The following is a 13,438-nucleotide window of genomic DNA, read 5'->3' on the forward strand; positions in this document are numbered from 1 at the left end:
GCTACTCGATTGCAATAAACGACAACCAATGATCCATAATGACCCCGAATGACAATAAATGATTACCTACTGACTTTTCCTCCTATGACTTCTCCCTTCATCATTGATGCCCACCTGGACATGTCGTTGAACGCGCTGGAATGGAACCGCGACTACCGGCTGTCGGCGCACCAGATTCGCGAAACCGAGGCCGGTATGACCGATAAAATCGACCGGGCCCGCGGAACGGTGTCGCTGCCTGACCTTCGGCGGGGAAACATCGGACTGGTCGTGGCAACGCAGATCGCCCGGTTCAACCAGAGCAACGGGAACCTGCCCGGCGCGGGCTGGAACTCACCCGAACAGGCCTGGGCCACGACCCAGGGGCAGCGGGCCTGGTACGAAGCGATGGAAGACGCCGGAGAAATGGTTCAGATTCGGGATCGGGCGGGGCTGGAAAAGCACCTCCAGCTCTGGTTCGACGAATCCATTCCCAATGACCAGAAACCGGTCGGGTACATTCTGAGTCTGGAGGGTGCCGATTCCATCGTGAAATTGTCGTATCTCGAAAAAGCGTACGGGTATGGGTTACGGGCGCTCGGGCCAGCACACTACAGCACAGGTCGGTATGCTCCCGGTACGGGTCTGAGCGGCCCGCTCACGGTGCAGGGCCGCGAACTGGTGCGGGAAATGGATCGGCTGGGCATTATTCTAGATGTGACACACCTGACCGATGAAGGGTTTACCGAAGCACTGGATCTCTATAAAGGGCCGGTCTGGGCGAGCCACCACAACTGCCGTGCGCTGGTGCCGCATCAGCGCCAGCTGACCGACGACCAGATTCGGCAGCTGACCGAGCGGGGGGCCGTGATCGGTGGGTGTTTCGATGCCTGGATGATGAAACCCGGTTTTACGCAGCGCACGAGCAATCCGGCCGATTTTGGCATTACCCTCGAAACCATCATCGACCACTACGATCACATCTGCCAGCTCACCGGCAACAGTCAGCACATTGCCATCGGCAGCGACCTGGACGGAACCTACGGCACCGAACAGTCGCCGACGGATCTGGATACCATTGCGGACCTTCAGCACCTGACCGGCCTGCTGGCGAAGCGCGGCTACACGACCGACGACATTGAGAATATCTGCTACAAAAACTGGCTGCGTTTCCTGCGAAATGCCTGGTCGTAGGGTTTTCCGGAAAGCGTTCGGCCCAATGTGAAAAGCTGAGAATCGCGAAAAATGTGCTTTAGCGGGTCTGCTACGGTATTATTTGCATAAATCGCCCGATTACCAAATGATTAAGTATGTTTCTCCGATTTTAACTATTATTTTGCATTGATAGACGGATAAACTTTGGATAGTCAACAGCGGCTTCGCGACGAGAACGAATACTTACTGAAACTCTGGCACCGAGCACAGGCCGGAGATAAGGATGCCTTTTGTCAATTAGCCGAAACCCAGTACCGCTTGCTATTTTCCTACGCTACTAATTTCACGACCGACCGTGAGTTTATCAAAGATTCGATTCAGGAAGTGTTTATCCGAATCTGGGAACGGCGTACTACCCTGACCATTCAGGTAGTTTCCATTTATCTTTTCAAAGCCCTGCGCAACCAGCTCCTGCAGGAGTTTCGGCGCAGCACGCACCTGCTGTCGTCTTTTCAGAGTGAGGAAATGACTGAGCTTTCGGATTGGCGGACCATTGAAACCGACATCGAACAGCACGAAGCAGACTCGGAAAGCCAGGACCGGGTTCGTCAGGCGATTCACACGCTGCCCAAACGCCAGCAGGAAGTGGTTTTTCTGAAGTTTTACAAAGGACTGGAAAACGAGCAGATCGCGGAACTGATGGAAATCAACCGGCAATCGGTAGCGAACCTGCTGTTTCGGGCGCTGGGCGCGCTCAAAAGCCAGATGGCCTTTTTTACCTACTGGCTGACCACCTTTCTGATTTTTTGAGTGGGTAGCGCCGAAGCTTCGGCGCTACAGATCCAATCATTTCTGCCGCATCACCCATTCCTGACCGGGCGCATCGACCCGGAAGGTTTCGATATTGCCCTGATCCTGGAGGGTTACGTAGGCGGTTCGGCCATCTTTTCCGCCGAAGGCGATGTTGCTAGGTTTTTTGCCGATCAGGGTGATTTCCTGAAGCAGCTTTCCGGTGGGCGACAGTTTGGCGACCGTTCCTTTCCCATGGCGGGTGATGTACAGATTCCCTTTGGCGTCGCAGCGCATGCCGTCCATGCCGAAATCGGGGAACTCGGTGAGCAGGCGTTTATGGCTGATGGAGCCATCGGCCGACAGGTCGTACGCCCATACTTTCCGCTGAATGGACTCGTTGACGTAGAGGGTTTTGTTGTCGGGGCTGACTTCGATGCCGTTCGTGGTGCCAACGTTGGCTTCCAGTTGCGTAACCTTGCCGTCGGTGTCGATCCGCCAGAGGTTGCCTGTGTTATTCTTCCAGTTCGGGTCGCTGGCGTAGAGCCGGTCTTTGCTGTCGATGGCGATGTCGTTGGGCTGGTTCATGCGGGGTTCATTCGCAAACACGACTACCTGCTTGCTGCCTTTGGCGATTTTCAGGATGTTGTGCTTCGGGTAATCGGCAATGAACATATCCCCGTTTTTACTGAACCGAATGCCGTTACCGACGCTGCCCGCGGGCAGTTCGACAAACAGGCTGGCTTTGCCATCCGGCGTTACCTGTCCAATGGTGCCTTCTTTAGCAAAATTGACGGCATACAGTACTCCAGCTTTATCGACGGCTGGCCCTTCGGCACCCGCCGTAAAGCTGTTTGCGGGTGTGAAAGCGCTGGCTTTAAACAGCTCGTCGGCGAAAGGACGGAAGGCGAGCAGGCCAGCCAGGAGTGCCGCACTGGATAGTGCGGCACTGGACAGGAAAATAACGGAACGATTCATAAAACGGTTGTATTCAAACGGACGCCGACAGAGAAGGCGTATGACTGCATTATACTTTATTCAGGACCATCTGTTCCGATTCGGACAGGTCTTCTTTGGGTGGACGGCGGTGCCACCACGACGCCAGAATCGAACCGGTAATGTTCATCAGCGGTCCGAATACCGCCGGGGCCAGCCCGACCGTAGCGACTTTGCCCATCTGGTTTGCGAGTCCCGACGCCAGCCCGCCGTTCTGCATCCCGACTTCGATGGCAATGGTCCGGCAGTCGCGCTCACTCATGCGGAACAACCGACCCGACCAGTAACCCAGAAAATAACCGGACAGGTTATGTAGCAGCACCAGCCCGATCAGCGAGGGCCCGATGGTCAGCAGTTTGTCGCGACCGGCGGCCGTGATGATGGTGATGATAAACCCAATCCCGAACATCGACACCAGCGGCATCGCGTCGTCGAGCCACTTGGCTTTGCCACTCAGAAACTTGTTGAACAGCAGCCCGGCCCCAATCGGGAAGATCACCATTTTGAAGATGTCCCACATCATATCCAGCACGTTGATGTCCACCAGTGCTCCGGCGAAAAACTTCATCAGCATGGGCGTCATGAATGGGGCCAGCATGGTCGAAATGGCTGTGATGGTGATCGAAAGCGCCAGATTGGCTTTAGCCAGGTAAGAAATAACGTTCGACGCCATGCCGTTGGGTGAGCAGCCGATCAGGATGATGCCGGCGGCAATTTCGGGCGGAAAGCCGCTCATGCTAGCAATCAGAAACCCGATCGTGGGCATAATCATGAAGTGACTGACTACACCGATCAGCACCCCTTTCGGCATTTTGACCACGCCCACAAAATCTTCGAGGCTCATGGATGTACCCATCCCGAACATAATCAGTTGGATCAGGGGCGTGATGAGCTTGCTGAACTTAAACCCGTTGACTTCAACAAAATACGTTGGGTAGTACAGCGCCGTTGTGACGGCCGCAAAGATCATCACCGTATACGTAAACCCTTTCAGGGCGTCGCTGGTCCGGAACGCCAGCGCAATACTCACAAAGAACAAGATGAACAACGGGCCTGCCTGCGCGATATGACCGGTGGCCGCCATGCCCAGCGCCACGATCAGGCTGAGGGCCGCTACGCCCCAGAGTAGTTTTGACGTCATTGTCGGTTAAAATGGGTTTTTGAAAAAAGCGCCCGGCCGTTGGGTTCTACTTGATGCAGAAATGACTGACCGTCTTTTGTATCCCGGGCTTTAGCCCGTTAACGCCCCGGACCTCAGCCCGTCCGGGATACATCAGGAGCGGGGTTGCTGGGTAACGACGACCGGATTGGCGATGCCGTTGAGGTCGTAAACAATTTTGCCTTTCCGTACCGTCATTTCGCACTCCAGTTTCTGCTTCCCTTCGATCTTGTGGCCCGTGTAATCGAAGAAGCCGAAAACCCCCGTGTCGCGCACTTCGAACTTGCCTTCGTGTAGTTTCAGAATCGCTACGTCGGCCACCGAACCCACGGACAGGCTACCCAGTTCCGGACGTTTAATAGCCTGCGCCGAATTCCAGGTGCTGGCTTTGATAACGGCGGGTAGGTCCATGCCCATCGCCAGAAATTTCGACATCACGTTCAGCATGTCTTTCATGGCGTTGTTCATACTGCCGGTATGAATGTCGGTGCTGATGGTGTTGGGAAAGAACCCATTTTTCAGCGCCGGAATCGCCTGCGAAAACGCAAAGCTGATGCCCCCGTAACCGACATCGAAAAGAAGCCCCCGTTTCTGCGCTTCCCAGACGAAGGGTTTTACCTGATTGGTCGTCACGTCCACGATGGCTTCACGGGTTTTCAGTTGCCCGAAACAATGGGTGAAAATATCGCCCGGCCGCAGGTGTTTCAGAAATAACTCTTCGAGCGAAAGTGTCGGCGTGCTGCCCCCGAAATCGATCATAACGGGCAGGTTCGCCAGCTTTCCGGCTTCGGCAGCCCGGTCGGTGGGCGTCCAGTCGTGGCCGTTGAAGTGGGCCAGCTTGACGCCGACAACCTGCTCCGGATATTTTTTCGCCATGTCAGCGGTTTTCTGCGCGTCCATGTCCGCCACGTTCTGTTCAAACGTTCCCCCGCGCATACCACTGCCGACAATATTCAGCAGAGCCAGCACCCGGGTTTGCGACAGATCGATGGTTTGTTTTTTGAACGTCTCGAAGTCGCGCCAGCCCGAGCAGCCCGCGTCGACAATCGTCGTGACGCCGTTCCGGAAGGTAAACCCATCGGGCGGGAGTGCATTGGGGCCATTGCTGTACGTCTGATCCAGGTTGGTCCCGAAGAAAACGTGCGTGTGGATGTCGATCAGACCAGGTGTCACCAGCATTCCTTTAGCATCGACCACCTGAATGGCTCCTTTGGCATCGATGTTTTTGGCAACCTGGGCAATCTTGCCGTCGCTGATCGCGACGTCCATAATTCCGTTGAGGTTATTCTTCGGGTCGATGACGTGCCCGCCTTTAATGACGATGGTATACGGCTGCGCCAGAACAGGGTAGCTCAGGAATAATACCGAAAGAAAAAGGAGAAGTTTTCGCATGGGTTGAGGAGGGTTCAGTGGTTGAGTTGAATTCAGGAGTATTTTTGTCATTCCGACGAAGGAGGAATCCGCTCCGGCGGCCCGGTCCTTTCGTCGGAATGACAAAAAGCTACTTAGAATCAGGCGGCTGCTTTCGACAGTTCTTCTTTTAAGCGTTTGGCTACGATCTTTTCCTGGCCGGGCTTCATCATCCAGACCGTCACGTTGATGTTGCTGGGGCCGCCACCACCCACTTCAATCGACGGATCACCTTTGCGGAGGGCTTCCTGTAAATCCTTGCCAGAAATCCGGAGCTTCGCCGTATCCCACGAAATACGCAGGGTAGGGGTGTGGTTGCCCAGCGGTGGCACGTCGACGCGGGTCTGAATACCCGGCACGGTTTTTACGGCATTGTCGATGTGCGCGATGCCGTCTTCCCAGGTTTTCCAGAGCTTGTCGTGGTCTTCGTTGATGAATTTTTCCAGCGCCACGTACATCCCGAAAATCTCTTCCTTGTTCACCTTCATGCCCCGTCCGATGTTAAAACCGCGGGGTGGCATGTGTAGCCGGGCGGCCGAGATAATGTCTTTTTTGCCCATCAGCAGACCCGCGCTCTGTGGACCGCGCATGGCTTTGCCGCCCGAGACGACCACGAAATGAAAGCCCATGTCGTTGAAGCGCCACAGGTTTTCGACCGGCGGGACGTCGGCGGCAATATCGATGGAAGTGGGGATGTTGTGTTTTTTGCCCAGCGCTACCCACTCTTCGTGCATGATCTTACCCTTATCGGCTTCGATGTGCAGGAAGTGCATCAGCGCGGTTTTTTCGTTGATGGCCTTTTCGACATCAGCCGCCGTTTCGACCGGTACAATTTTGCAGCCGGTGTTGGTCAGGGCGTGGTTGTATACAATATCGTGGGCTTTCTGGCAGATCACTTCGGTCTTCATGCCGGTCCCTTCGATGTGGGGCAGCATTTCTACCTTCTTCTGATCCATGCCGGTCAGAATCCCCGCCAGACCGAGCGTCATGCCCGAAAAAGCCCCCGACGTCACGACGGCCGCTTCGGAGTGAACCATCTGAGCTATCTTGGCACCGACCTTATCCTGAATCTCATCGAGCAGACAAAACTCTTTTGCGCCGAAGTTGATTGCGTCCAGCACTTCGTCCTGCATGAGCGACCCCGTCATGTAGGTGAGCGTACCGGCGGCATTGATGAACGTTCGGATGCCGAACTCTTTGAATAAATCCCGTTTGGGAGCGGCCAGCGGAGCCGCCGTTGTGGGTAACGAAACGCCACCACCGACCAGACCACCCAGAAGCGGAACGCTCGATAAGTGCTTGATGATTTTACGTCTGCTGAGCATAGAAAAAAAATGTGTAAACGTTGATGCTGTCGAACGGATAAGCTGGTGTTTTTGTCATTCCGACGAAGGAGGAATCCGCTCCGGCGGCCCGGTCCTTTCGTCGGAATGACAAAATAAAGGTTCAGGCTCCGGGTTCCTGGCTTGCTGTTGAATTAGATGTATGCAATGCAGTCCATTTCGACCAGCGATTCACCCGGCACTCCCCCGTAGACCGCCACCGTCGTGCGAACGGGCGGCTTGCTGCCAAACCGGCCTTTGTAGACCTCGTTCATTCCTTTGTAATCGTTCAGGTCGTGCAGAAAAACGCTCACCTTGAGGACTTTTTCCATCGACGAACCGGCTTTGATCAGTTCTTTCTCCAGCTCTTTCAGAACTTCGTCGGTATGCACTTTGATATCGCCTTCTTTGTGATAGCCCTTGCCCGCCACAAATACCAGATTACCCAGCTTGGTCGAACCCGAGAACAGCGGCACATCCTGGTGATTGACAACATTGAATACTTCTTTTTCGGCGGCTGCTTCGACAACAGGTTCAGCGGCAACTTTGCTGGCGGCACCCAGGCCAACCACGCCGGCAGCCGAGGCAAAAAGGCGTTTTAAAATAGAACGGCGTTCAGTTTTCATACGATAAATTGATTTGGAAATATGAATAATTGGTAATGAATAATGGCCAATGGATAATGAATAATGGAAAGGCTAATTTCCAGACTTTGTAGCTATAGGAAGCACTATTCATTTTACATTATTCATTATCCACTTACCCTTTACGGTTATTTTTTACGTTTGACGGGTGCTTTGGGTTTTGGTGTTATGGCCAGCCGGACTTCATCGACTTCAGCCCGAGTGACCGCATCGGCCGAGTTGCCGAAGTTATTTCGAATGTGGGTCAGCACTTCGGCAATGTCTTCGTTCTTCAGAAAACTGTGCTGCGGCATGGCGTTGTTGTACGATTGCCCTCTAACCTCGATCGGCCCTTCCAGCCCTTTCAGCAGCACGGTAATCAGTTTCTTCTTGTCGCCCAGGACCCATTCCGAGCCAGCCAGGGGCGGGAAGCGCTGCGAGTCGCCCATGCCGTTACGCTGGTGGCAGGCCGAGCAGTATACGCCGTAGACTTTGCTGCCTGCTATGGGTTTGTCGCGGTCCAGGTCGTCGGAAATGGGGTCTGGGTCGCGGATGTTCGACATGGTTTTCCGTTTCTCCATCTGTGCCAGCTGTGCCGTTCCGAAGGTAGGCTTGTCGCCTTTGTAGGTGACGCGCCAGATCTTTCCTTTCTCGGTTTCGGCCAGATACAGCGAACCATCGGGCCCCATTGCAATCCCCATCGGACGGTATACGGCATCGCTCACGTTTACGATAGGGTCAACGCCGGCAAACCCATCGGCGAAGACTTCCCAGTCGGTCGACAGCGCTCCGTTTTTGGTGGGCATAAAGCCGATAAAGTAACCGGCCTGCGGATAGGGCGCGCGGTTGGTCGATCCGTGGAAGGCGATGAACGCGCCGTTCTTATAGCGTTCCGGAAAGTTGCTGCCCTGGTAAAACAGGATATCGTTGGGAGCCCAGTGGGCCGGGAAGCCAATCAGTGGTTTTTCGCACTTGTCGCAACGACCCACGATTTTGCCGTCTCCGCCATATTCGGGGTTAAGCAGTTTCTTGCCCTGTACCTGATCGTAATAGCAGTAAGGCCAGCCGCCGTCCATGCCTTCTTTGACCTGAAACAGCTCTTCGGCGGGCAAAACGGCGCTCTGCCAGGGGGTGTATTTCTCGGCCCACAGCATCAGAAAATCGTCGCGGCCATGCTGCAGGGCATACAGGCTATTGTTCGCGAAGTTCCAGTCCATACCCACCACGCTCCGCAGACCGGTGGCATACCGGCGGCCGTCTTTCTGGGTTTGGCCCGGCTTGGCTGCGTCGAACTGCCAGATACCGCCGTGGTCTTCCAGCATTGGGCAGGGATCGATACCAGCCATGTTAGGGGTGCGGTTTTTCGGCTGGCAACCGTTGGAAGGGGCTCCGTAGGCAACGTACATATGTCCGGCGTTGTCGAACGTAACGGGTTTGGCAATGTGCTCGTGCATTCCGTGTTCGTGATCGTCGGTCAGGATCACTTCCATCGGACTGTCGGGCACCAGCTGGCCGGGCTTCAGTTTGTACCGATACACGTAGAGTTCGGAACTGAAATACAGGTAACCGTTGTAAATCCGCATGGCGGTTCCGTAAGCGCGTTCGCGGGCGAGGCCGCCGAAGCGTTTCATGACATCAGCGCGACCGTCGCCGTTGGTGTCGCGCAAGGCAATCACCGACTCGTCTTTGTCGCGGGCAAAGCGGGCTTTTACGTAAATGTCGCCGTTTTCGGCCACGGCAAGGTGTCGGGCACGACCGGGCAGGCTGTCGACCACGACGGTAGCCTCGAAGCCTTCCGGAAGGAAGAGCCCACCGTTTTCGGCGGTCTGAACGGGGAGTCCGTTTCTGGATTCGCGCTGCGTGAAGCCCACAAAAATCAGCAGCGAACAAATAATTCCTTTAATGTAGTGCTTTGCCATGCAGGGTTATAGGTATTACGGTCGGACTGGCGTGCCAGCTTCAGCCCGTATGTTAATCAGATACGGGCTGAAGCCCGTGATACAGTCTTCTGGAACAAACTGAAAAACGCTCGACGCCGTCAGCGACTACGCCGAGCAGTTAAATACACTTCTTAGTTAGTTCAGGCCCATCGGATTGACGATGCCATTCAGGTCGTACACGATCTTGCCGCCTTTGATCGTCATCTCACATTCAAATTTTTGCTTGCCCATAATCTTGTAGCCCGTTTTGTCGTAGAAACCAAAGTTGCCCTGGCGCATGCTCAGAATGGCGACGTCGGCAATGGCACCCACCGAGAGATGCCCCAGATTCTCCCGTTTGATGACCTGCGCAGGGGTCCAGGTACTGGCTTTGATCACGCTCGGAATATCTTCGCCCATGACTACGAACTTCGACATGATGCTGAGGATGTCTTTCATGGAGCCGTTCATGCTGCCCGTATGCAGGTCGGTGCTGATGGTGGTTGGGTAGAACTTCGCCTTGATCGCCGGTATGGCCTGCGAAAAATTGAAGCTGGCCCCGCCATAGCCCACATCGAACACGATGCCTCTTTTGCGGGCTTCCCAGACAAAGGGTTTCACCGTCTGGGTCGCTTCATCAACAATGGTTTCCCGGACATCACCTGGCAGGAGCGTGTAGGCATGGGTAAAGATGTCGCCCGGCCGCAGGTGTTTCAGGAACAGATCGGCCAGCGGCAGGGGCGGAGTGCTGCCGCCAAAATCGACCATAATGGGCATATCGGCCAGTTTCCCGGCCTGTACAGCATGATCGACCGGAGCCCAGCTCGAACCCTGGTAGTGCGCCACTTTGAAGCCGACGACGTCATTTTTGTTCTCCAGCGCGACTTTAGCCGCCTGCTTCGGGTCCATGTCGGTGGTGTCCTGCTCGTAGTTGCCGCCCCGCATGCCTTCGCCCACGATGTTCATGAACGAAAGCACCCGCGTTTTCGAGGGCAGAATGATGTTCTGCTTGAAGGTGTCAAATGATTTCCACCCGGCTCCACCCGCATCGACGATGGTGGTTACCCCGACCCGGAACGTAAAGCCATCCGGCGGAAGGGCGGTCAGGCCATTGCTCAGGTAGTGATTCACGGCGGTTCCGTGGAAAACGTGGCCGTGAATATCGATTAGACCGGGCGTTACCAGCATCCCTTTAGCATCGACCACCTGCCGGGCCAGCTTCGGATCGATCGATTTGGCAACCTGCGTAATCTTGCCGTCAGTAATCGCCACGTCCATCTGCGCGTCGATGTTATTCTTGGGATCGATCAGCCGCCCGCCTTTGATGAGCAGCGTATACTGCTGGGCTTCGCCGGAGTAGGCCGTCAGGCAGAAAAGAGAAAGGAATACGAAGAGTTTACGCATTTAAGAAGTCGGGTTCGGACTAGTCATTTATTATCAAATTCTGCTAACGGTGCATGTCTGTCATCCCGACAAAGGAGGGATCTTAACGTCTCCTTACCAGAGTGTTGAGAGCCTTTAAGATCCCTTCTGCGTCGGGAGGACAGACACGCACAAACACTACGCCGACGCTTTGCTGAGTTCTTCTTTCAGTCGGGTAGCGACGATTTTTTCCTCGCCGGGTTTGAGCATCCAGGCCGTCATGCTGATGCCCGTCGGTTCGCCTACTACTTCAATGGACGGATTGCCGTTACGCAGGCTTTCCTGCAGGGCCTTAGGCGTCAGTTTCGTCGTATCCCAGGTCACGCGGAGGGTAGGGGTGTGGTTGCCTAGCGCGGGCGCGAAGGTTTCGACCGAAACCCCCTTGACGCTTTTGGCGGCATTGGCGATGTGGGCGGCCCGCTCTTCCAGCATTTTCCAGTCTTTATCCTGATCGCGTGCGACGAATTTTTCCAGCGCGACGTACATGCCCAGTACTTCTTCTTTGTTGACCTTCATGCCCCGACCGATGGTCGAGCCGCGCGGGGGCATACTCAGCCGGGCTGCATCGATGTATTTTTTCTTACCCATCAGCAAGCCCGCACTTTGCGGTCCACGCATGGCTTTTCCGCCCGATACGCAGACCAGGTCGAAGCCCATGTCGTTGAATTTCCACAGGTTTTCGACGGGCGGCACGTCGGCGGCAATGTCGATCATCGTCGGGATGTTGTGCTTCTTACCCAGGTCGACCCACTGCTGATGCGTGATCTGGCCCTTGTCGGACTGAATGTTGAGAAACCAGAGCAGTGCGGTTTTGTCATTGATGGCTTTTTCGACATCCTCAATCGTTTCGACCTGAATGATCGTACAGCCGGTGTTGGTCAGGGCATGCGAATAGCCGATGTTGTGGGCCTTCTGCGCAATCACTTCCGATTTCATCCCGGTGCCTTCCAGATGCGGCAGGGCTTCCACTTTTTTCTGGTCCATGCCTGTAAGCACGCCCGCCAACCCCAGGGTCATAGCTGAGAAACAACCCGCCGAAACCACCGCCGATTCGGCATGGGTCAGCCCCGCAATTTTTTCGCCGACTTTGGTCTGCACGTCGTCGAGCATCATAAACTCTTTCGACGACGCCAGAATGGTATTTACTACGTCGTCATCCATGAGTGAGCCGGTCATGGCGGTGTAGGTACCGGCCGCATTGATAAACGTACGGATGCCGAGTTCTTTGATTAGGTTCCGGGGAGCGAGCGATGGAGCCGCCAGCGCGGCCGTCAGGGGGGCGCTGGCGCCAAAAAAGCCACCCACCAGGGGCATGCTCGATAACTGCTTGAGTAAGTTTCTTCGATTAAGCATAGTCGTTTCGTTGATAGCGCGGCCGGTCGGCCGTAGCCGTGGGAACCCGCGATTGTTAGTCTATTCGCGGATTTCCACCCGCGTTACAGGTATTACTCAAAAACAAGGGTTCCGTACCGCTTGAATTCGTGGAAACTACCGCTCGTTTTTTTCCACGACCAGGTCTGATAACCTTTGTCGTAATCGATGCGGTAGAGGTTGCCCCGCCATTTCGTACCAGACGTTGGAACGGCCGGCACAATCGGGTTCATTAATCGGTAGGGAATGAAGAATTCGGCGGTCCAGCCATTAATGGCTGCCTGACTCGTTTTCTCCCCTCCCTGTATCGTGGTAGCGTGCTGGGTTTTGTTGTTGTCGTTGTAAAACCAGGGTTTCCAGCCCTGGGCCCGGCCATTGAGGTTCGGTACCAGAATCGGTAGTTCGTAATTCAACGGCGATAGCTCGTATTCAAAATAAATGGGTACCGCCGGGTCGGGCCAGAGAAACACCTCGACCACGTCTTCCTTAAACAGGGTTCCGAAATCTTCCCGGATGGTTGCTGTCAGTTTCTCGTCGTCGCACTGGAACAGAAAATAAAGTCCGGTAGTCGAATACAACACTTTTGTTTTTGTCGCCAACGCCCGTTTTGCCGATTCCTGGATGGTGATGGGCACCCAGGTTGCTTTAGCCCAGTTGGCGTTGTCGCCCGCGCCGTTCACCCGAAAATCTTCGGTTTTTTTGACAAGGTATTGTGTCGAATCACTCGACTGGGCATGAGTGGCGATGCCGATTCCCAGAAACAAAGCGAGAACGAGTCCAATCCGAGTCATGATCCGTCAACGTCAGGAAGCGATTATACATAAGCAATGCAGTCCATTTCGACCAGCGAATTGCCCGGTACGCCCGCGCGCGGTGCTACGGTCGTGCGAACCGGCGGCTTAGGGCCGAACCGTCCTTTAAATACCTCGTTCATGCCTTTGTAATCCACCAGGTCATGCAGGAACACATTCACTTTTAGAACTTTATCCATCGACGAACCGGCCTTGATCAACTCTTTCTCCATTTCTTTCAGCACATGGTCGGTGTGCGCTTTAATGTCGCCCTCGAAATGAGCGCCAATGCCGAAGATGAATAACAGATTTCCCAGTTTAGTAGCGGCCGAATACAGCGGAACATCCTGGTGAACAATAACATCGGTCACCTCCTTTTTGGGCGAAACGGCTGGTCTGGCCATAGCGCTGGTTGTCGTGTTCAATCCGGTAACCCCCGCTACGGAAGCAACAAATCGTTTTAAAAGAGATCGTCGTTGGGTTTGCATAAACAGGAAACGTA

The 13,438-nt window shown here is 54.8% G+C and carries 12 protein-coding genes; 2 read left to right on the forward strand and 10 right to left on the reverse strand.

What is annotated here, in order from left to right:
• Nucleotides 1-84 precede the first annotated feature (84 nt).
• Together ACYVC2_RS20365 and ACYVC2_RS20370 are read left to right on the forward strand one after the other, a co-directional pair.
• A complete protein-coding gene (locus ACYVC2_RS20365; protein ID WP_461105137.1) occupies nucleotides 85-1,173 on the forward strand; it encodes a dipeptidase in 1,089 nt (362 codons plus the stop codon).
• A gap of 165 nt (nucleotides 1,174-1,338) precedes the next feature.
• Nucleotides 1,339-1,944 carry an RNA polymerase sigma factor gene (locus ACYVC2_RS20370; protein ID WP_461105139.1) on the forward strand — a complete coding sequence of 202 codons (606 nt, stop codon included), beginning with the start codon at nucleotides 1,339-1,341 and terminating at the stop codon, nucleotides 1,942-1,944.
• A gap of 36 nt (nucleotides 1,945-1,980) precedes the next feature.
• On the opposite strand, the gene ACYVC2_RS20375 is transcribed toward ACYVC2_RS20370, so the two are convergent.
• The 10 genes from ACYVC2_RS20375 to ACYVC2_RS20420 form a co-directional block, all read right to left on the reverse strand.
• Nucleotides 1,981-2,901 carry an SMP-30/gluconolactonase/LRE family protein gene (locus ACYVC2_RS20375; RefSeq protein WP_461105141.1) on the reverse strand — a complete coding sequence of 307 codons (921 nt, stop codon included), beginning with the start codon at nucleotides 2,899-2,901 and terminating at the stop codon, nucleotides 1,981-1,983.
• Between the two features lie 49 nt (nucleotides 2,902-2,950).
• Nucleotides 2,951-4,060: a bile acid:sodium symporter family protein gene (locus ACYVC2_RS20380; protein WP_461105143.1), complete on the reverse strand. Its 1,110-nt coding sequence runs from the start codon at nucleotides 4,058-4,060 to the stop codon at nucleotides 2,951-2,953.
• A gap of 132 nt (nucleotides 4,061-4,192) precedes the next feature.
• The gene (locus ACYVC2_RS20385; RefSeq protein WP_461105145.1) at nucleotides 4,193-5,470 is read right to left on the reverse strand and encodes an amidohydrolase/deacetylase family metallohydrolase; all 1,278 of its coding nucleotides are present in this window, start codon (nucleotides 5,468-5,470) and stop codon (nucleotides 4,193-4,195) included.
• Nucleotides 5,471-5,589: 119 nt separating this feature from the next.
• Nucleotides 5,590-6,813: an aminotransferase class V-fold PLP-dependent enzyme gene (locus ACYVC2_RS20390; RefSeq protein WP_461105147.1), complete on the reverse strand. Its 1,224-nt coding sequence runs from the start codon at nucleotides 6,811-6,813 to the stop codon at nucleotides 5,590-5,592.
• A gap of 152 nt (nucleotides 6,814-6,965) precedes the next feature.
• A complete protein-coding gene (locus tag ACYVC2_RS20395) occupies nucleotides 6,966-7,436 on the reverse strand; it encodes a RidA family protein (RefSeq protein ID WP_461105149.1) in 471 nt (156 codons plus the stop codon).
• A gap of 146 nt (nucleotides 7,437-7,582) precedes the next feature.
• On the reverse strand, nucleotides 7,583-9,352 hold the full coding sequence (locus ACYVC2_RS20400) for a PQQ-dependent sugar dehydrogenase (RefSeq protein WP_461105151.1): 1,770 nt from the start codon (nucleotides 9,350-9,352) through the stop codon (nucleotides 7,583-7,585).
• Nucleotides 9,353-9,508: 156 nt separating this feature from the next.
• Nucleotides 9,509-10,756, reverse strand: a complete 1,248-nt coding sequence (locus ACYVC2_RS20405; protein WP_461105153.1) for an amidohydrolase/deacetylase family metallohydrolase — start codon at nucleotides 10,754-10,756, stop codon at nucleotides 9,509-9,511.
• Nucleotides 10,757-10,912: 156 nt separating this feature from the next.
• Nucleotides 10,913-12,127: an aminotransferase class V-fold PLP-dependent enzyme gene (locus ACYVC2_RS20410; RefSeq protein ID WP_461105155.1), complete on the reverse strand. Its 1,215-nt coding sequence runs from the start codon at nucleotides 12,125-12,127 to the stop codon at nucleotides 10,913-10,915.
• A 92-nt stretch (nucleotides 12,128-12,219) separates the two neighbouring features.
• A complete protein-coding gene (locus tag ACYVC2_RS20415; protein WP_461105157.1) occupies nucleotides 12,220-12,936 on the reverse strand; it encodes a carbohydrate-binding family 9-like protein in 717 nt (238 codons plus the stop codon).
• A 23-nt stretch (nucleotides 12,937-12,959) separates the two neighbouring features.
• Nucleotides 12,960-13,424 carry a RidA family protein gene (locus tag ACYVC2_RS20420; RefSeq protein WP_461105158.1) on the reverse strand — a complete coding sequence of 155 codons (465 nt, stop codon included), beginning with the start codon at nucleotides 13,422-13,424 and terminating at the stop codon, nucleotides 12,960-12,962.
• Nucleotides 13,425-13,438 lie beyond the last annotated feature (14 nt).

Source organism: Spirosoma koreense (assembly GCF_054777875.1).